The following is an 18,699-nucleotide window of genomic DNA, read 5'->3' as shown; positions in this document are numbered from 1 at the left end:
CCGGCTCCAGCGAACAGGGCATTTAAGCCAAGGTTGCGTCTACAACGCCCGTATGGCGCGGTGAATGGCCGAATATCAGGCGACGGCATTTACCGTTTATCAGCTGTATGCCAGATTCGCCTGCTGATAACTTTCCTGACAATTTCTCGACTACAGTTTGCCCCATGCCTGCCCAACTCAAGCGTCGCCTGTCTATTTTCCTGTTGATTGTCCTGCTGATCGCCGGGGGCTTTTTTGCCCATTGGTTTTTCAAGGGACGGTTTTATGAAAGCACCGACAACGCATATGTCCAGGGCGAAATCACCCGCGTATCGAGTCAATTGGGCGCGCGCATTGATCAGGTGCTGGTGCAGGACAACCAGCACGTCGAGAAGGGCCAACTGCTGATCAAGCTTGAAGGCGATGACTTCCATCTCGCTGTCGATCGCGCCAATGCCACCCTCGCCACCCGCGAAGCCGAACGCCTGCAAGCCCAGAGCAAACTGACTCAACAAGGCAGCTTGATCGCAGCCAGTGATGCACAAGTCGCATCCACCCAAGCCAGCCTGGGTCGCTCGCAGATCGATTTGACCCGCGCCGAAACCTTGCGCAAACCCGGTTACGTCTCGGAGGAACGCGTAACCACCCTCTCCGCCGACACTCACATCGCCCGCTCGCAACTGGCCAAAGCCCAGGCAGACGCCCAGGGCCAGCGCCAGCAAGTCAATGCACTGACCGCCGAGATCAAACGCCTCGATGCGCAAATTGCCAACGCCAAAACCGACCTGGCCCAAGCCGAGCTGAACCTCACCCGCAGCGAAATCCACGCGCCCATCAGCGGCCTGATCGGCCAGCGTGCCGCCCGCGAAGGTCAATTCGTGCAGGCTGGCGCCTACTTGCTGTCGATCGTGCCCGATGCAGACATCTGGATTCAGGCCAACTTCAAGGAAACCCAGATCGGCCACATGCAGCCTGGGCAGAAAGCCGAGCTGACCTTCGATGCCTACAGCGACACGCCCATCGAAGCGCGGGTCGATAGTCTGTTCGCCGCGTCTGGCGCGCAGTTCAGCTTGTTGCCGCCGGACAATGCCACGGGCAACTTCACTAAAGTCGTGCAACGGATTCCGGTCAAACTGACCTTTGCCGCGAACAATCCGCTGCACGGCAAAATTCGTCCAGGCATGTCGGTCACCGCCAAAGTGAACATCAAAGACATCCCAGACGATGGCCGGTGATCAACTGATCCGCCCCGTCGGGGAACCGACGCGACGGGACTGGATAGCCGTAATGAGCGTGATGCTCGGTGCCTTCATGGCGGTGCTCGACATCCAGATCACCAACTCGTCCCTCAAGGATATTCAGGGCGCGCTGTCGGCCACTCTGGAAGAAGGCTCGTGGATTTCCACCTCATACCTGGTGGCGGAAATCATCATGATCCCGCTGACTGCATGGCTGGTGCAGTTGCTCTCAGCGCGGCGCCTGGCAGTCTGGGTGTCCCTGGGGTTTCTCTTCGCCTCGCTGCTCTGCTCCATGGCCTGGAGCCTGGAGAGCATGATCGTCTTCCGCGCCTTGCAGGGCTTTACCGGTGGCGCGCTGATTCCGCTGGCGTTCACCCTCACCCTGATCAAACTCCCCGAACATCACCGCGCCAAGGGCATGGCCATGTTTGCCATGACCGCCACGTTCGCGCCGTCCATTGGCCCGACGCTGGGCGGCTGGCTGACGGAAAACTGGGGCTGGGAATACATTTTCTACATCAACATCCCGCCCGGCCTGATCATGATCGCCGGCCTGATGTACGGCCTGGAAAAGAAAGAAGCGCACTGGGAATTGCTGAAAAGCACCGACTACGCCGGCATCGTTACCCTCGGCGTCGGCCTCGGCTGTTTGCAGGTGTTTCTCGAAGAAGGCCATCGCAAGGACTGGCTCGAATCCGACCTGATCGTGACCCTGGGCAGCATCGCACTGATCAGCCTGATCACTTTTGTGATCGTGCAGTTTTCCAAACCCAATCCGCTGATCAACCTCGGCATCCTCGGTAATCGCAACTTCGGCCTGTCGAGCATTTCCAGTGTCGGCATGGGGGTCGGTTTGTACGGTTCGATCTATCTATTGCCGCTGTACCTGGCGCAGATCCAGAACTACAACGCCCTGCAAATCGGCGAAGTGATCATGTGGATGGGCGTGCCGCAGCTGTTTCTGATCCCGCTGGTGCCCAAGCTGATGAAATACATCTCGCCGAAATGGCTGTGCACGCTGGGCTTCGGCCTGTTCGGGCTGGCGAGTTTTTCATCGGGGGTGTTGAACCCGGATTTCGCCGGGCCGCAGTTCAACCAGATCCAGATCATCCGCGCACTGGGCCAGCCCTTGATCATGGTGACCATCTCGCTGATCGCCACCGCGTACATCCTGCCGCAGGATGCGGGTTCGGCATCGAGCCTGTTCAACATCCTGCGCAACCTCGGCGGTGCCATCGGCATCGCCCTGCTCGCCACGCTGCTGGATGCGCGGACCAAGACTTACTTTGATTATTTGCGCGAATCCATTGTGCCGAGCAATCCGCAGGTGGCCGAGCGCATTGCTTCGTTGACCGATCGGCTGGGCAGTGAAACGGCAGCGCTGGGCAAACTCAGTGAGATCGCCCATCAACAGGCGTCGATCATGGCCTACAACGATGCGTTTCATTTTGTCGGGATTGCGCTGGGGATCAGCATGCTGGCGGTGTTGTTGACCAGAAAGTTGCCTGAGGGGCTCAAGGCTGGTGAAGCCCACTGATCTCACGCAAACCATGTAGGGGCTGCCGAAGGCTGCGATCTTTTGACGTTGATTCTTAAAAAGCAAAATCAAAAGATCGCAGCCTTCGGCAGCTCCTACAGTGTCTGCATTAAACCGTGATCAGCCGCTCGCGCAACTTTGTTATCTCATCACGCATCTGCGCCGCTGCTTCAAACTCCAGATCGCGAGCGAGCTGGTACATCTTCTCTTCCAGCGCCTTGATCCGTTTGGCGACTTCGCCCGGTGAGCGCAATTCGGCTTCGTACTTGGCGTTTTCCTCGGCGGCCTTGGCCATGCCCTTGCGCTTTTTGCTGCGCGAACCCGGCACGGTGGCGCCTTCCATGATGTCGGCGACGTCCTTGAACACGCCTTTAGGCGTGATGCCATTGGCCAGGTTGAAGGCGATCTGTTTGTCGCGTCGCCGCTCGGTTTCGCCGATCGCCCGCTCCATGGAACCGGTGATGCGATCAGCGTAAAGGATCGCCCGACCATTGAGGTTACGCGCGGCGCGACCGATGGTCTGGATCAGCGAGCGCTCGGAACGAAGGAAGCCCTCCTTGTCGGCATCGAGGATCGCCACCAGCGACACCTCGGGCATGTCCAGACCTTCACGCAGCAGGTTGATCCCCACCAGCACATCGAAAGTGCCCAGGCGCAAATCACGAATGATCTCGACCCGCTCCACGGTGTCGATGTCCGAGTGCAGATAGCGTACGCGCACGCCGTGGTCGGCCAGATAGTCGGTCAAGTCTTCTGCCATGCGCTTGGTCAATGTGGTAACCAGCACCCGCTCTTCCAATGCCACACGCTTGCCGATTTCTGACAGCAAGTCGTCGACCTGGGTCAGCGCCGGGCGGATCTCGATTTGCGGGTCCACCAGCCCGGTCGGACGCACCACCATGTCAATGACGCGCCCAGCGTGCTCGGCTTCATAGTTACCCGGCGTCGCCGAGACGAAAATCGTTTGCGGGCTGATGCTTTCCCATTCATCGAAACGCATCGGCCGATTATCCAGCGCCGATGGCAAACGGAAGCCGTATTCGACCAGCGTCTCCTTACGCGAGCGGTCACCTTTGTACATGGCGCCGACTTGCGGCACGCTGACGTGGGATTCGTCGATCACCAGCAAGGCGTCGGCTGGCAAGTAGTCATAAAGCGTCGGCGGCGGCGCGCCAGCTTCCCGGCCGGACAGATAGCGCGAGTAGTTTTCGATGCCGTTGCAGTAACCCAGTTCGAGAATCATCTCCAGATCGAAACGGGTGCGCTGCTCCAGGCGCTGAGCTTCCACCAATTTGTTGTTGGAGCGCAGGTATTCCAGGCGCTCCTTCAATTCGACCTTGATCCCTTCCACTGCACCCATCAGGGTTTCCCGGGGCGTCACGTAGTGACTTTTCGGGTAGAAGGTAAAGCGCGGCAGTTTGCGGATGACTTCGCCGGTCAGCGGATCGAACGCCGACAGGCTTTCCACTTCATCGTCGAAGAGTTCGATGCGGATCGCTTCAAAATCGGATTCCGCCGGATGGATATCGATCACGTCGCCACGCACGCGAAAGGTCGCACGAGCAAAATCCATGTCGTTGCGGGTGTATTGCAGGTCAGCCAGGCGCCGCAGCAGCTCACGCTGATCGAGCCGATCGCCGCGATCCACGTGCAGGACCATCTTCAAATAGGTTTCCGGGCTGCCCAGACCGTAAATGCACGACACCGTGGTGACGATGATTGCGTCCTTGCGTTCCAGCAACGCCTTGGTCGCGGACAAACGCATCTGTTCGATGTGGTCGTTGATCGAGGCGTCTTTCTCGATAAAGGTGTCTGAGGACGGCACATAGGCTTCGGGCTGGTAGTAGTCGTAATAGGAAACGAAATACTCCACGGCGTTGTTTGGAAAGAACGCCTTGAATTCGCCATACAACTGCGCGGCCAGCGTCTTGTTCGGTGCCAGCACCAGGGTTGGGCGCTGCACCTGCGCGATCACATTGGCGATACTGAAGGTCTTGCCCGAGCCGGTCACACCGAGCAACGTCTGGTGCGCCAGCCCTGCCTCGATACCCTCGACCATCAGGCGGATGGCTTCCGGCTGATCGCCGGCGGGTTCGAAGCGGGTGACTAGCTGGAATTCAGACATGTATACCTCTCGGTTCTCGGAGCAGGGAATCGCGCCAGCCCGGTCAAATCGGCAGGAACGAGATAGACCGCAAACGACACACGTCGCCCGAGGGAAAAAACTGGATTGTGCTCAATGTGGAGCCGATTGCCCTCGCTTTCAAGGCAAACGTCCTACATCCCATGAAGTCTTTGATGCAGACAATCGACTAACGGTCGAAAAATAATCGGAAAAACTTACCGTAAAAGCCGAATCGTCTGTCGCCATCAATCGCAGATGGCCTCTATACTAGCTCCCCGTTTGTGCACCGCTCTAGTGCATTCGGCTGGAGCGCGACACGTCCCTCCACTCTCCATTCAGAGCCGCCGCAAAAATGAGCCTGTTCTCCGCTGTCGAAATGGCACCACGCGATCCAATCCTGGGCCTCAACGAAGCATTCAACGCCGATACCCGTACCGACAAGGTCAACCTGGGAGTCGGTGTTTACTGCAACGAGGAGGGGCGAATTCCACTCCTGCGCGCCGTTGTCGAAGCCGAAACGATTCGCGTCGCTCAACACGCTTCCCGGGGCTACTTGCCAATCGACGGCATCGCTGCCTACGACCAGGCCGTGCAAAAGCTGCTGTTCGGCAATGATTCGCCATTGATCGCCGCTGGCCGGGTCATCACCACCCAGGCTGTCGGTGGTACGGGCGCACTGAAAATCGGTGCCGATTTCCTCAAGCAACTGCTGCCGAACGCCGTTGTGGCGATCAGCGACCCGAGCTGGGAAAACCACCGTGCGCTGTTCGAAACCGCTGGTTTCCCGGTGCAGAACTACCGCTACTACGACGCCGCGACCCATGACGTAAACCGCGCTGGCTTGCTGGAAGACCTGAACGCCCTGCCGTCCGGCTCGATCATTGTGTTGCACGCTTGCTGCCACAACCCGACCGGCGTGGACCTGAGCCCGGCGGACTGGAATAACGTTCTGGAAGTAGTGAAAGCCAAAGGTCACGTGCCATTCCTCGACATGGCTTACCAGGGCTTCGGCGATGGCATTCATGAAGACGCCGCTGCCGTGCGCCTGTTCGCCGAATCGGGCCTGACCTTCTTCGTTTCCAGCTCGTTCTCCAAATCCTTCTCGCTGTACGGCGAACGCGTTGGTGCCCTGTCGATCGTCAGCGAATCGAAAGAAGAAAGCGCGCGCGTCCTGTCGCAAGTCAAACGCGTGATCCGCACCAACTACTCCAACCCGCCGACTCACGGTGCCACCATCGTTGCCGCCGTGCTGAACAGCCCGGAACTGCGCGCCCAATGGGAAGCGGAACTGGCGGAAATGCGCCTGCGCATTCGCGGCATGCGTACCCAGATGGTCGACCTGCTGGCACAAAAAGCGCCTCAGCGCGATTTCAGCTTCGTCGGACGTCAGCGCGGCATGTTCTCGTACTCGGGCCTGACGGTTGAGCAAGTGACCCGTCTGCGCAACGAGTTCGGCATCTACGCTCTGGATACCGGCCGCATCTGCGTGGCGGCGTTGAACCAGAGCAACATCAAGGTTGTGACGGACGCCATTGTTCAGGTGATCTGAGTCTCGCTGCGATACGAAAAACGGGAAGCCTTTGGGGCTTCCCGTTTTTTATTTGTCGCAGATATCTCTCAACTCGACGGCCAAGCCCCCTAGACTGCACACATCTATTCCTTGTAGGAGCCAGCTTGCTGGCGATAGGCGTTAACGATGACGGTACTTTCTGGACGTACGTGTCGCCTTCAGGTTTTTCGCGAGCAATCGAGCGTCGACCGGCTGCTCCTACAGGTTTTGTGTATATCCGAGAATTTTTTTGAGAACCCACATGAAAAACGATGACCTACGCGCCGACCGCGATGACCGCGACGACCTGGATGATTTCATCCCCCGCACCTCGGCCAAACGCAGCAACAACCTGGTGATGCAAGTGGCCGCCGGCGTATTTCTCGGCGGCCTGGCCTTATGGCTGGTGCAATTGGGCGCCACGGCGCTCTACGCCAAACTGATGCTCGGCACCTTTACCTTCGGCGGCTAGGCCAGTTCGGTCGCGCGCTGACTGGCGGCGTCGTCATAGGCGACATACAGCGACTCAGCGACCTGACTCTTGATCGCCTTGGTGCTTTCCAGGCCCAGGACAAAACCTTCGGCCTTGCCGCCCGCGCGATTCAATTCGTCCGCCGTACTGGCTTGAGTGATTGCATCGAACAGTTTTTCGGCGTGCGGGCCGACGCCTTTGGGCAGGCTGATTTGAGCGATGCTCATGCGAGCACCCCGCAGTTGCGAAGCGTAATGGTTGGGTGAGTCATGGCGCGTACCTTTTCGGCGAATGGCCGGCAGCGCGTGTAACCACTTCCGGGCGGCCATGGTAGACCCCTGACGGGATTCTGGTAACCGCCAATCGCCGATAAACCACCGTCCGTCCCCATGAATCCATCAACTTACTATCCGATGCTTGACTTCTCTTTTTGAATCAGTAACATAGGCGCCATTCCGCGATAGCTCAGTTGGTAGAGCAAGTGACTGTTAATCACTGGGTCCCTGGTTCGAGTCCAGGTCGTGGAGCCAGACAGCAATACCGAAAAGCCCCTGAATCGAAAGATTCAGGGGCTTTTTTGTGGCGGCCATAAAAGCAAAAGATCGCAGCCTTCGGCAGCTCCTGCATGTGATCTGTGTAGGAGCTGCCGCAGGCTGCGATCGTTTTGATCTACAAAAAAAAGCCGACCTGTCTATTCAACAGATCGGCCCTTTTTTAATCGCGGTGCAGGTCAGACATGCTCACTGCTTTTGGCCGCCACCGGATGCGGGTCAACCACACCATGCGCCGGCTCCGCCACCGGAATCTCCTTGCCATCGCAGTCATGCAGCTTGCCGTCGCTGAAGTAATCCCCTTCGCGCAACGCTGCCAGATCCTGATAACGCAGAACCCGCTCTGTCCCGGCCGCAAACACCGACTGCTGGTCGGAGTTGCCGGCCGTGAGGTGATTGAAGGTCAGGTTCAGCACAATGGCCATGATTGCCGAAGAGCTGATGCCAGAGTGGAAAATCGTGGCGAACCAGCTTGGGAAATGATCGTAGAAGTTCGGTGCAGCAATCGGGATCATGCCGAAGCCAATGGAGGTCGCGACGATGATCAGGTTGACGTTGTTGCGGTAGTCGACCTTGGACAGCGTACGAATGCCGCTGGCCGCCACGGTGCCGAACAGTACGATACCGGCACCACCGAGCACGGAAGTTGGCACCGCCGCGATGACCCGCCCCATGAATGGCAGCAGACCGAGAATCACCAGAAACAGACCACCCGTGGCCACCACGAAGCGGCTCTTGATTCCGGTCACCGCCACCAGGCCGACGTTCTGGGCGAAGGCGCTTTGGGTGAAGGAGCCGAAGATTGGCGCAATCATACTCGACAGCATGTCGGCACGCAGGCCGTTGCCCAGGCGCTTGGAGTCCACCTTGGTGCCGATAATTTCACCGACCGCCAGAATGTCCGCCGAAGTTTCCACCAGGGTCACCATGACCACGATGCACATCGACAGGATCGCGGCGAAGTGGAAGGTCGGCATGCCGAAGTGGAAAGGCGCCGGGAAGCCGAACATCGGGCCTTGAGTCACGGACGAGAAGTCGGCCATGCCGAGGAACACCGCGATGATGGTGCCGATGACCATGGCCAGCAGGATCGACAATCGCGAGATGGTCGCACTGCCGATTTTGCTCAGCAACAGCACCAGCACCAGCGTCACTGCCGCCAGGCCGATGTTGGCCATGCTGCCGAATTCCGGCGAATGGCTGTTGCCACCCATGGCCCAGCGCGCGGCCACCGGCATCAGCGTCAGGCCGATGGTGGTGATCACGATGCCCGTGACCAACGGCGGGAAAAACTTGGTGATACGAGAGAACACCGGGGTGATCAGCAGGCCTATCAGGGACGCGGCAATCACCGCCCCCAGAATCGACTGAAACCCACCCTCGCCGCCACTGCTGACAATCGCCACCATGGTCGCGACACCAGAGAACGACACGCCCTGCACCAGCGGCAACTGACAACCAAAAAACGGTAGACCGAGGGTTTGCAGCAACGTGGCCAGCCCCCCCGCAAACAATGAAGCAGCAATCAACAAACCAATGTCCGCCGGCGAAAGCCCGGCGGCCTGACCAATGATCAAAGGCACGGCGACGATGCCACCGTACATGGTCAGAACATGTTGCAGGCCGTAAGCCATATTCGCGCCGATCCCTAGATTTTCGTCTTCGGGCCGTTGGTGTGAAACATGGGGCGTTTTCATGTTAGGGGGTTCCCTGGTTTTTGTTATGCGCACACTGTATGCAAGACTCAGGACAAATGTCTATAGAGTTGTATACAACTCGGCAGTCAGATTATGAACGGTTGTTCATGCAAGCCGCCTGCCATCGTGTACACCGTCGCCTAAAACCTTGAAATACATCCTTGCGTCCCATTCTCCTGCGCCCACTAGTCTTTTGTGCTCCTGGCGACCATCGGTCATCGTCGGCCCCGTTTTAATACATATAAAGTATGCATAACTAAGCCATTCGAAATTCAGTATCAACAAGGCAAAGAACGTAGCCAATGGCAAAGGTCGCTTGCTGGTCGTTGCGCACACCTACCGTGACCCGAATTTCGTTCGAATTATTTCAGCGCGCCTCGCCAGCAAAAACGAGCGGCGCCAGTATCTGGAGGGTTGAACCATGGAAGATGAATACGATTTCAGTAATGCCAGGCGCGGGGCGGTCGCCTCCAGCAAAGGCAAAGTCCGGATTACCATCATGCTCGATGAGGTTGTCATCGAGGCCGCGCGCGCCTTGGCGGAAAGTGAGGGGTATGGTTACCAGACCGCGATCAACAACACCTTGCGCCGGGTATTGTTGACCGATCCAGACAAGGCTTCTGAGCCAGGCAGGGCAAATCACTTGAAAAAAGGTATCAGCGCTTCCGAGCTGAAAAGTCTTGAGAAAAAATTATCGGATGCCCTCAGTGAAATTCGCCGCGTGATGGAGCCTGACGTTCGGCCGTAGATCACGCGCAAAAAAGGGGCAGATTGCGTCAATTTGCCCCTTTTTTGTGTGCACGATCAAGCGCCTATTGCGGCTGGATCAAGCGCTCAAGTGTCTGGATCAATGTCTCATTGGTTGGCACCCGAATCCCGAATTCGCTCTCCAGGACATTGATCAGCTCCTGCACATCGGCGACCTGCCGACGCTCGCTTTCGGTACCGATCCGATGAATCGCAAAACTGCCGTTGTTGAGGGTGCGGCGCCAGCCCTCCCCCGTTCGCGCCACCATCAGCTGCCTGGCGAAGGATGATTCGGGATGAGTCGAGACGTACCAGTTGCCGACGGTGTAATCGATGTCCTCCTGGCGTTGCAGATCGAAGATGTACATCGCTCGCCATTCGTCCGCGACCTTGGCGCGCAGCGTATAGCCGTCGACGTGCTGCTCGATGCGATAAGGCTCATGAGGGGTGAATTGTTCGGCCGGGCTATCGAGCAACAGCGGTGCGGTGGGCACCATGCCGCCGAAGCCGACATCGCTGATATAGCGAATGCCATCCAGCGTCACCAGGCTCAAGCGGTGCGTGCGAGCCGTCCAGGCGCCTTCGGGCTGGCCCATGACCACGCGGCCACTGATACCGCGAGCGTCGAATCCCAATGCCTGGAGCAACGCCAGGTAAAGATTGTTGAGTTCGTAGCAGTAACCGCCGCGCCCTTCGTGCAGCACTTTGCGCTCGACTGAGGGCAAGTCGATCAGCACCGGTTCACCCGACAATGTGGTGAGGTTTTCAAACGGGAAAGCGCCGGTGTGACGCAGTTGAAGTTGGCGTAGTGTTTCCAGGGTCGGTGCCGGAGGCGTATCGAAGCCCAGGCGTTGCAGGTACAACGTGGGGTTCGTCAGGCGTGGCTCGCTCATCGTTCAGTCCTTATGCACGGAGGCTGCGGATCGCTCCGCCGATGGGCGCTATGTATACGGGACGATCGGGTACTGCCGACAATTGATTTAGCCAATCGCCCTGCACAAAAAAATCAACGGCGCTTGCGCGAGTCCAGTTGAATCCACGTCGGCGCATGGTCGCTGGCATGCGGTTCGTTACGCACCCAGGCATCGACGCCCGCCTGTTGCAGATAGGGACTCAGGGCCGGGTTGAGCAGCAGATGATCGATGCGTAACCCGGAATTTTTCTGCCAATGCTGGCGAAAGTAATCCCAGAACGTATAGAGCCGATCCTCGGGATACAGATGTCGTAACGAGTCCGTCCAGCCTTGATCCAGAAGGCGCTGGTAACACGCGCGGCTCTCGGGTTGCAGCAAGGCGTCCTTGAGCCAGGACCGCGGGTTGTAGATGTCCAGGTCAGTGGGAACGACGTTGTAGTCACCGGCCAGCACCACCGGATGCTCGCTGCCCTGAAGATTTTCTGCATAGGCGATCAACCGCTCGAACCACGCCAGTTTGTAATCGAACTTCGGCCCCGGCTGCGGATTGCCATTGGGCAAGTACAGGCATCCCACCAGCACCCCGTGCACGGCGGCTTCCAGATATCGACTGTGACTATCGGTGTCGTCTCCCGGCAAACCCCGCCGACTTTCCAGCGGCTGCGCATCCCGCGCCAGAATCGCCACCCCGTTCCACGATGCCTGCCCCTGCCAGATCGCGCCGTAGCCAATAGCCTCAAGCTGCGCGGCGGGAAATGCACTGTCCACCGACTTGAGCTCCTGCAAGCAGGCGATGTCCGGTTTCTCGCGCTCAAGCCAGGCCAGCAGGTTCGGCAGTCGGGCGCGCATGCCATTGATATTGAACGTCGCGATTCGCAATTTTTTCATGGTCGCCGTTCCTTTTGACCGGGTGGTTAGGGTGTGACCTCGATGCCTGTCGGTGGTTGCGTCGGCAGGTGTATGTGCAGCGTAATAGACGCCCCACGCCTGCCCTGCCGAGAAGACTCAACATCATGGACACCCCGCTGCACGGTAGCCGAATCAGCCTGCGCCCGCTGCAATACACCGATGCCGACGCCCTGGTACACGCCGCCGCCGATGGCGAGTTGTGGAACCTCACCGTCACCGTCGTGCCCTCTGAAACCACGGTCGATGCCTACCTCAAAAAAGCCCTTGATGGCCGTGATGCCGGCACGGTGCTGCCCTTTGTCATCGTGCTCAAGGAGTCCGGCGAGGTCATCGGATCGACCCGTTTGTGGAAGATCGACCGGCTCAACCGCAAACTGGAAATCGGCAGCAGCTGGATCTCGGCCCGCTGGCAAAAAACCTTCGTCAACACCGAAGCCAAGTACCTGTTATTGCGATATGCCTTCGAAGCGCTGGAGTGCGTACGCGTGCAATTCACCACCGACGAAAACAACCAGGCTTCACGCAAGGCGATCCTGCGGCTGGGCGCGCAACAGGAAGGCATCGTGCGCCACGAACGGATCATGCCCGACGGACGCAAGCGCAACTCGGTGCGGTTCAGCATCATTGACGAGGAATGGCCGCGAGTGCGGCGGAGTCTGGAAGACAAGCTGGCTGAATACGCTCCTGACTGACACACCCGCTAAAGTGGGAGCGAGCCTGCTCGCGATGGCGTCAGGCCTGGTAAATCAATGGCGGCTGACTCTCCGCCCTCGCCAGCAAGCTCGCTCCCACAGGCTCTTCGCAGCGTTGAATGGATGACAGTAACCGCTCGTCATCCAACCGGCACCAATCGCTCCTCCCTTCACACCAACATCAGGGAACGACTCATTTTGGGAGAAGCACCATGATGAACTTCAAATTCACTTCGCTTTTATTGGCCGGACTGCTGTCCGCCACATCCCTGGCCACCTACGCCGCATCCGGCGATGGTGCCGATGCAACCGGCACTAAATCCGGTGCCACCGGTGGTCCGGTGATGCCGCCCGACAACACCCCTGCTGCCCCATCCGGTGGTAACGCCGGCGATGGCGGCGCCACCGGTTCATCGAGCGGCAATGCCAGTGGTGCAGGCGGCAATGCCGGTAACAGTGGTTCCGGCGCAGGGGGCGGCACTGGCGCTGCGGGCGGTGGCTCCGGCGGTGCTGGCGGGGGAACAGGCAGCTGAACGCGAAAAGGCAGCCGATGACAGAACGCCGTCGGCTGCTGATGGTACCTACCTGACACTTACTTCTGCGTGACTGCTGGCGGATTCCACTTGCCATTCAACGCTTCGGCCTTCGGCCCGTACAACCGCATGGTCAGGTTGAACGGGCCTTTGGGCGCTGGCAGCCAATTGGCTTCAAGATCCTTACCGGGGCTTTCGTTCTGGAAGTAAATGTCCAGCGAACCGTCGGCGTTATTCTTGAACGGCATCCAGCTGCTGACAGCAAATCGGTTGAGGCCATTGCCGACCTGGAAGCCCTCAGGATCGTACAGCGTGATCGACCAGAACGCGTTCACGGGAGGCGCCTCACCCTTGGCGAAATGCAGCACGTACCTGTTCGCGCCATCGAGCGCCTTGCCGTTGGCGTCGCCGATGTTCAACGGGTAAATCGCGTCCTCGGGCAAATTGGCGCCGAGCCCCACCTGAGACACGATCGCGCGCTTGAGATAGTAGTTGCCATAGACGCCCATGGTGTCAGTGTTCATCGACCAGCCGTTGACCACTCGCGCCAGCGTTTCCACTTTCCATTTCATCAGCGCCTGGGCTTCTTCAGGCACGCTCTGCAGCGCGGCTTTGATATCCGGCTCAAGTGCATCCATGTTGAACGGCTTGCCGGGCTCGATGCCGATACGTTTCATCTGCGCCACCATCGGCTGATCGGTGCTGTGCGCCGGATGCATTTTCAGCAGTTCAGCAGCGTAGGCGAAGTAGTTGGCTGCCGACATCGAGTCGACCTGAATTTTCGGTGGGGTCTTCATGTCCACGGCGGGGTCGATCTTGATGCTGACTGGTTCAGCACCTTTGCCCAACCGCGATAACGGCGTCACGGTATAACCGGCCTGAATCTTGTGCACGACCGTGTAGTCCGCCGCACCGTCGGTTTTGGTGCGGCCAATGACCCAGACAAAAGGCGTGGGCGCCGGCAGGTGACTCAGCCCTGCGGGCACCGTGCCGGTCCAGCCCGGTGCCGTGACCAGAAACTGCGCCGCCTCGGTCCCTGTGGTGCGCCAGCCCGGCGAAGCGAATACATCGGTCCACATGTCGAGCATCGGCAATAAATAAAAACGCCCGGCGGTGTCCGGCGCGGCGATGACCAACGGTTCTTTGGTCAAGTCGAGCCAGGCGATGGAATACAACGTGTCGAAATTCGAACGCACCACCCCTTTGAAATTTGCCGGTGGATACTCCGGCACGTTCACAAACATGTTCATCGGCCCTTTACCGAATTCCTTGCCCGGCTCGATATTGGTGAATTGCTTGCGGGTGATATCCATGCTCAACAACGGATAAAAATAAATGTAAGCATCAACGCCAATCGCGTGAGCTTCTTCAGATGTGATTTTCGCTTGCGCTTGACTGACCAGCGGAAACATAGCGTAGGCTGCAACGGTCAGAGCAACGGCTGTCAATGCTTGAGTTATCAACATGTTGGCGATCGTCCGTGCGATAGGGAGATCTGCCGGACTCGGCAGATCTAACGGAACTCTAGACGATCAAATGAACAAGATTTGACAGGCGGACAGTCGGTTGAACGAAGTGTTGCGCGGGTGAAACAGCGGCTTAGGAATGCTTCAGCGATCCGAGCGCATCAACGCTTCGACGCCACCTTCCATTGACAATACGGCCGAGCGATTGCGCCCCGAATGCTTGGCCTGATATAGCGCCGCATCCGCGCGCTGGATGAACACTTCCATGCTGTCGCGCCCCGTCGGCACAAACGAGTAGCAACCGAGGCTGACCGTCACGTAACCGGTGGGCGATCCTTTATGACTCATGTTTTTGTCCATGACACTGCGGCGGATTTGTTCGGCGATGGTCATGGCACCGTGGATGTCAGTGTCGGGCAGCAACACCGCAAATTCTTCACCGCCGTAACGCACAGCCAAATCGGCCTTGCGATGGCAGCAACCTTTCACCGCTCGCGCCACTTGGGCCAGGCAGTGATCGCCCACCACATGGCCATACGTGTCGTTGTAGCACTTGAAAAAATCGATATCGAGCATGACCAGGCTCAGCGAACTGTGCTGCCGGGCGCCGCGCCCGAATTCGATATCCAGCGCTCGCTCGAACAGTCGACGATTGGCCAGGCCGGTCAGACTGTCATGGGTGGCGATCAACTCCAGCGCTTCCTGGGCCTTGCGCAAATCCGCCTCGACCTGCTCACCGACGCGCACCTGACGAATGAACACCCAACCGAACAGCCCCACGCCCAACATGACCAGCGCAACGATAAGGCTTGAGCGAAACGCCGTGGCATACCAACCTGCGAGAATCGAATCCCTGGACGAGGCCGCCGAAACCACCAGCGGATACGCTTCCAGCTGACGATAGCCATAGAGCCGCACGATGCCATCTACCACCGAGGTGAACATCGCATTCCCGGAAGGCGCCTTGGGCAGGAGGTTCTGAAAAATTTCACCCTGGGCCAATGAAGTGCCGATTTGCGCCTCTACAAAAGGCCGACGCGCCAGCAGGGTTCCATCGGTCAAACCGAGGAACATCGAGCCGTTGTCGTCGATGCTGAAGCTTTTGAAGAACTGGTCGAAGTACGACATCTTGATCCCGGCCAGCAACACACCCTGGAACTGACCGTTCTTGTCATTGATCCGTTTGGAAATCGGGATGATCCACTCGCCATTTTCCCGGCTGCGAATCGCCGGCCCGATGTGCGCCACGGACGACACGTTCTGTTGGTGAAACTTGAAGTACTCGCGATCCGCCACACCCGGCCCGCGAGGTAGATTTTCAAACGAGGTAACGACCCACTGGCCTTTTTGGTCGAACAGAAAAATGCCGTGCAATTGATCCAGCGTCTGCACCCGGCGGGCGAAGGTTTTCTGCAATCGCGGCCTCAAGGGCGGGCCGAAACCGTCGACCTGAATCCAGTCCACCAGACTGCTTAGCACCAGATCGGCCTTCATGAACGTGTCTTCGGCTTGCTGCGCCATGGCCCGCGTCAGGTTCGATGACGCGATCTGGGCCTGGCTCAGATCCTGGCGCCGGGACTGTTCCAGTTGCAGATAAAGCAAACCACACAGGCACAGGCACACCGTGACAATGAACAGCACCGCGGCTTTGCGCAGCGGGATGCGTTTCAATGCGACGTTGGGGGTGTGATGAGGGTCGTGCGCGCGTGTGGGCAAAAAAATCGTCCTTTAAGGGCAATGCATGGGCAGCGGCCCAAAAGCCCTTAATTTTTGTGCGCGTAGTCTACGGGGTTATCCGCCAGAACGCTGCAACCGCCGCATCGCACTGTGCAAATGCGCCCGCGCACTTTCGGCATCCCCCAGACGCATCTGTTCATAGGCCCGCTGGGCGATGTCATGGGCCACCGGTTTGAGCTCGCGCCGGGTTGCCATTGCCATTAATTGCACTTGGGCGGCACGTTCCAGGTAATACAGATCGTCCCAGGCTTGCGCGATGGTCGGCCCCGCGACAATCACCCCGTGGTTTTTCAAAAACAGGATGTCAGCGTTGCCCATGACACGGGCAATACGATCGCCCTCGGACTCATCGAGGGCCAGGCCGTTGTAGTCCTCATCCACGGCGGTGCGACCGTAGAATTTCAGCGCCGTTTGCCCCAGCCACAACAATGGCGGGCCTTGCAGCAAGCACAGCGCCGTGGCGTGCGGCATGTGCGTGTGGAACGCCACCTTCACCCGCGGCAACTGTTTATGCAGGCGCGCATGAATATAAAACGCCGTCGCCTCCGGTTGGCCTTCGCCATCCACCACGCTGCCGTGAAAATCGCAGACCAGCAGATTTTCAGCCGTGACCTCTTCGAATGCATAGCCGTAGGGGTTCACAAAAAACAGATCGTCGCGCCCCGGCACCATGGCCGAAAAGTGATTGCAGATCCCTTCTTCAAGACCATGGCGCGCCGCCAATTGAAAGCACGCCGCCAGCTCCGTGCGAGCGGTGATGGCAGCCTCGGAATCCAGATTGAGACCTGTGTAAATCACGGGACGGGAACTGCCTGCGAGTGTGTGCGCCATGACGATGACTCCGTATTACCAGCCAAGGGATGTAAACAAGGGCACCACCTGATCGAGCGTGTTCAATATCGCATCAGGTCGATAGTCCGGCAGTAATTGCCGACCGGTGCCTCGGTCGATCCACACGCAACGAAAATGCATGTCGCGGGCGGCGGTGTGATCCAGGGTGGGGCTCGCGCAAATGTGCACCACTTGCCCGCGAGTAACACCGAGTTGCTGGTGCGCGTAGTCAAACAAGCGCGGATTCGGCTTGTAGGCACCGGCCTGCTGCGCGGTGATGACCCGGTCGATATACCCGCCGAGTTGCGCGACGTTGCCGGCAATGATGTCGTCGTCCGTGTTGGAGACGATGCACAGCTTGAAACCCATGTCCTTGAGTTGCGCCAGCGTCGCGATCACTTCGGGAAACGGCGGCATCCGCGGAATCGCTGCGGCCAGGCGCGGGCTGTCTTCGGGGGCGCTCGGTAAATCCAGCTCTTCCAGGGCCAGTTGCAAACCGAGCGTACTCAATTGGCGGAACGAGCGATGCGGCGGGATTTGTTCCAGGCGATGTTCGTGGCGGTCATAGACTTCAATCAGTCGCTCGACATCGACGGTGTGTTCGCCCTTATCGCGCAAAATCTCGGCCACCACCGCTTTCAAGCCTTCATCCCATTGAATCAGCGTGCCATAGCAATCGAAGGTCAGCCATTCCGGGCGGGGGGTGTTTTGGAGTGACATGGGAGCATCCTCTGAAGTGTGACCTTCAGATTACGAGCGCCTGGTGATAGTGTGAAATTAAATAATTAGCCAGCTGTAAGTCATAAAACAAATATCAAGTGAGGCCGCTGTGCTCGATCTCGAACTATTGAAAACCTTCGTTTGTGTGGTCGACGAAGGCAGCTTCACCCGCGCCGCCGAGCGCGTGCACCGGACTCAATCGACTGTAAGTCAACAGCTGCGAAAGCTCGAAGAGCTGGTCGGGCATTCGCTGCTGCTGCGCGACCGCACCGGGCAGAACATCAGCGTCACCGAGCACGGCGAAATGCTGATTCACTATGCGCGGCGCTTGCTCGCGCTGTCCTCTGAGGCAGTGGAGGCCCTGGCCTGCGACGTCGATCTGGAAATCCTGCGCATTGGCGTGCCGGAAGATTTCGACGCCCGGCGCATGGCACTGATCCTTGCCGGGTTCAACCGCGAACAACCCCGGGCGCGCCTGGAAACGGTCAGCGGCATGAGCACCGATCTCAAACAGAAACTCGCCAGCGGTGACCTCGACATTGCACTGATCAAGCGCGAGCCGGACAGCGGTCCATGTTTGGCGGCGTGGCCAGAGCCGTTGGTGTGGGTCAAAGGTGCGGACGCAGACTCTGCCAACGGTGTGTTGCCGCTGGCGCTGTTCCCCCAAGGATGCATTTATCGGCAACGGGCCATCCGCCTGCTGGACGTGGCGCAGCGGCCGTGGCGGATTGCGTTCGGCAGTCACAGCCTGACGGGCATTCAGGCCGCGGTCGCTTGCGGGCTGGGCATTTCGGTGCTGCCCGTTTCGGCGGTGCTGCCCGAGCACCGCCTCTGCACCGATCTGCCGCCCCTTCCTCCGACAGAGTTAGCGTTGATCAGCCGCGAGGGCGTGCTGAGCGGATTGCAACGATCGCTGGTGGAGTTTCTACGGATGGAATTGGCACCCAAGCAAAGCTGAAGCGCCGCCAGGAAATGATTTGTCACCCTTGTGTCGCAGACATGA

General features: G+C 58.7%; 17 protein-coding genes, 1 tRNA gene and 1 pseudogene. 10 read left to right on the top strand and 9 right to left on the bottom strand.

Annotation, left to right across the window (positions count from 1 at the left end; all coding sequences use genetic code 11):
* Positions 1–164: 164 nt before the first annotated feature.
* Positions 165–1,214: an HlyD family secretion protein gene (locus tag KUF73_RS01285; protein WP_218436236.1), complete on the top strand. Its 1,050-nt coding sequence runs from the start codon at positions 165–167 to the stop codon at positions 1,212–1,214.
* Positions 1,204–2,754, top strand: a complete 1,551-nt coding sequence (locus KUF73_RS01280; RefSeq protein WP_218436235.1) for an MDR family MFS transporter — start codon at positions 1,204–1,206, stop codon at positions 2,752–2,754. The genes KUF73_RS01285 and KUF73_RS01280 overlap by 11 nt, the downstream gene beginning before the upstream one ends.
* Positions 2,755–2,863: 109 nt before the next feature.
* Here KUF73_RS01280 and uvrB read toward each other — a convergent pair whose 3' ends face one another.
* On the bottom strand, positions 2,864–4,879 hold the full coding sequence (gene uvrB / locus KUF73_RS01275; RefSeq protein ID WP_218436234.1) for an excinuclease ABC subunit UvrB: 2,016 nt from the start codon (positions 4,877–4,879) through the stop codon (positions 2,864–2,866).
* A gap of 352 nt (positions 4,880–5,231) precedes the next feature.
* On the opposite strand from uvrB, the gene KUF73_RS01270 reads away from it, so the two are divergent.
* Both KUF73_RS01270 and KUF73_RS01265 read left to right on the top strand, forming a co-directional pair.
* Positions 5,232–6,428, top strand: a complete 1,197-nt coding sequence (locus tag KUF73_RS01270) for an amino acid aminotransferase (RefSeq protein WP_218436233.1) — start codon at positions 5,232–5,234, stop codon at positions 6,426–6,428.
* A 262-nt stretch (positions 6,429–6,690) separates the two neighbouring features.
* Positions 6,691–6,900 carry a hypothetical protein gene (locus KUF73_RS01265; RefSeq protein WP_218436232.1) on the top strand — a complete coding sequence of 70 codons (210 nt, stop codon included), beginning with the start codon at positions 6,691–6,693 and terminating at the stop codon, positions 6,898–6,900.
* Here the strand turns inward: KUF73_RS01265 and KUF73_RS01260 are convergent.
* Positions 6,897–7,127, bottom strand: a complete 231-nt coding sequence (locus KUF73_RS01260) for a hypothetical protein (protein ID WP_008007186.1) — start codon at positions 7,125–7,127, stop codon at positions 6,897–6,899. The genes KUF73_RS01265 and KUF73_RS01260 overlap by 4 nt on opposite strands.
* Before the next feature lie 227 nt (positions 7,128–7,354).
* On the opposite strand from KUF73_RS01260, the gene KUF73_RS01255 reads away from it, so the two are divergent.
* Positions 7,355–7,430 (top strand) — tRNA-Asn (locus KUF73_RS01255).
* A 200-nt stretch (positions 7,431–7,630) separates the two neighbouring features.
* On the opposite strand, the gene KUF73_RS01250 is transcribed toward KUF73_RS01255, so the two are convergent.
* The gene (locus KUF73_RS01250; protein ID WP_218436231.1) at positions 7,631–9,148 is read right to left on the bottom strand and encodes a nucleobase:cation symporter-2 family protein; all 1,518 of its coding nucleotides are present in this window, start codon (positions 9,146–9,148) and stop codon (positions 7,631–7,633) included.
* Between the two features lie 301 nt (positions 9,149–9,449).
* On the opposite strand from KUF73_RS01250, the pseudogene KUF73_RS31575 reads away from it, so the two are divergent.
* A pseudogene (locus KUF73_RS31575) lies at positions 9,450–9,566 on the top strand (BrnT family toxin); the annotation flags it as partial.
* Between the two features lie 3 nt (positions 9,567–9,569).
* On the top strand, positions 9,570–9,896 hold the full coding sequence (locus KUF73_RS01240) for a BrnA antitoxin family protein (protein WP_218436230.1): 327 nt from the start codon (positions 9,570–9,572) through the stop codon (positions 9,894–9,896).
* Positions 9,897–9,960: 64 nt separating this feature from the next.
* Here the strand turns inward: KUF73_RS01240 and KUF73_RS01235 are convergent, their stop codons facing one another.
* Both KUF73_RS01235 and KUF73_RS01230 read right to left on the bottom strand, forming a co-directional pair.
* Positions 9,961–10,788: an arylamine N-acetyltransferase gene (locus tag KUF73_RS01235; protein WP_218436229.1), complete on the bottom strand. Its 828-nt coding sequence runs from the start codon at positions 10,786–10,788 to the stop codon at positions 9,961–9,963.
* Between the two features lie 113 nt (positions 10,789–10,901).
* On the bottom strand, positions 10,902–11,696 hold the full coding sequence (locus tag KUF73_RS01230) for an exodeoxyribonuclease III (RefSeq protein ID WP_218436228.1): 795 nt from the start codon (positions 11,694–11,696) through the stop codon (positions 10,902–10,904).
* A gap of 125 nt (positions 11,697–11,821) precedes the next feature.
* Here KUF73_RS01230 and KUF73_RS01225 point away from each other — a divergent pair, with 125 nt between their 5' ends.
* Positions 11,822–12,409, top strand: coding sequence for a GNAT family N-acetyltransferase (locus tag KUF73_RS01225; RefSeq protein WP_218436227.1), 588 nt, complete (start codon positions 11,822–11,824; stop codon positions 12,407–12,409).
* A gap of 212 nt (positions 12,410–12,621) precedes the next feature.
* Entirely contained in the window at positions 12,622–12,942 is a 321-nt protein-coding gene (locus tag KUF73_RS01220) for a hypothetical protein (RefSeq protein ID WP_218436226.1), read from the top strand.
* 59 nt (positions 12,943–13,001) lie between these two features.
* Here the strand turns inward: KUF73_RS01220 and KUF73_RS01215 are convergent, their stop codons facing one another.
* The 4 genes from KUF73_RS01215 to KUF73_RS01200 form a co-directional block, all read right to left on the bottom strand.
* On the bottom strand, positions 13,002–14,408 hold the full coding sequence (locus KUF73_RS01215; protein WP_218436225.1) for a DUF1254 domain-containing protein: 1,407 nt from the start codon (positions 14,406–14,408) through the stop codon (positions 13,002–13,004).
* Between the two features lie 144 nt (positions 14,409–14,552).
* On the bottom strand, positions 14,553–16,124 hold the full coding sequence (locus KUF73_RS01210; protein ID WP_218436224.1) for a GGDEF domain-containing protein: 1,572 nt from the start codon (positions 16,122–16,124) through the stop codon (positions 14,553–14,555).
* A 75-nt stretch (positions 16,125–16,199) separates the two neighbouring features.
* The gene (locus tag KUF73_RS01205) at positions 16,200–16,976 is read right to left on the bottom strand and encodes an aldolase (protein ID WP_218436223.1); all 777 of its coding nucleotides are present in this window, start codon (positions 16,974–16,976) and stop codon (positions 16,200–16,202) included.
* A 15-nt stretch (positions 16,977–16,991) separates the two neighbouring features.
* On the bottom strand, positions 16,992–17,696 hold the full coding sequence (locus KUF73_RS01200) for a haloacid dehalogenase type II (protein ID WP_218436222.1): 705 nt from the start codon (positions 17,694–17,696) through the stop codon (positions 16,992–16,994).
* Between the two features lie 109 nt (positions 17,697–17,805).
* On the opposite strand from KUF73_RS01200, the gene KUF73_RS01195 reads away from it, so the two are divergent.
* Positions 17,806–18,654: a LysR substrate-binding domain-containing protein gene (locus KUF73_RS01195; protein ID WP_218436221.1), complete on the top strand. Its 849-nt coding sequence runs from the start codon at positions 17,806–17,808 to the stop codon at positions 18,652–18,654.
* The last annotated feature ends 45 nt before the right edge of the window (positions 18,655–18,699 follow it).

The sequence above is a fragment of the Pseudomonas sp. PD9R genome (genome assembly GCF_019200975.1).
Lineage (GTDB): Bacteria > Pseudomonadota > Gammaproteobacteria > Pseudomonadales > Pseudomonadaceae > Aquipseudomonas.
Note: the sequence above shows the minus strand (reverse complement) of the source record. Positions and strands in the feature narration are given on the sequence as shown.